This window comes from Streptomyces sp. SID13726, assembly GCF_010548375.1.
In the GTDB taxonomy this organism is placed as follows: domain Bacteria; phylum Actinomycetota; class Actinomycetes; order Streptomycetales; family Streptomycetaceae; genus Streptomyces.
The window spans coordinates 1-431 of the sequence record NZ_JAAGLY010000500.1; the positions used below are offsets into that span (position 1 = coordinate 1).

At 70.3% G+C, this 431-nt stretch carries 1 protein-coding gene; it reads left to right on the forward strand.

Annotated elements, in window-relative coordinates; all coding sequences use genetic code 11:
• Nucleotides 1–431, forward strand: a 431-nt coding sequence (locus tag G3I78_RS48790) for a solute carrier family 23 protein (RefSeq protein WP_275424942.1), incomplete at both ends; no start/stop codon positions are given.

Sequence of the window (431 nt, forward strand, 5' to 3'; positions counted from 1 at the left end):
CTCGATGCTCATCGTCATCCTCGTGACCCTCACCGAGACGACGGCGGACATCATCGCCGTGGGCGAGATCGTCGGCACCAAGGTGGACCGCAAGCGCATCGCGAACGGCCTGCGCGCCGACATGGCGTCGTCCGTCGTCTCGCCGTTCTTCGGCTCGTTCACGCAGTCGGCGTTCGCGCAGAACGTCGGGCTCGTGGCCATCACGGGCGTGAAGTCCCGGTTCGTCGTGGCGGCGGGCGGCGCGATCCTCGAGGTCCTCGGCCTCCTGCCGGTCCTGGGCCGCGTCGTGGCCGCCGTCCCGACGCCGGTCCTCGGCGGTGCGGGCGTCGTGCTGTTCGGCTCGGTGGCCGCGTCCGGCATCCGCACGCTCGCGAAGGTCGACTACTCCCGGCCGATGAACCTCATCATCGTGGCGGCGTCGATCTCGTTCG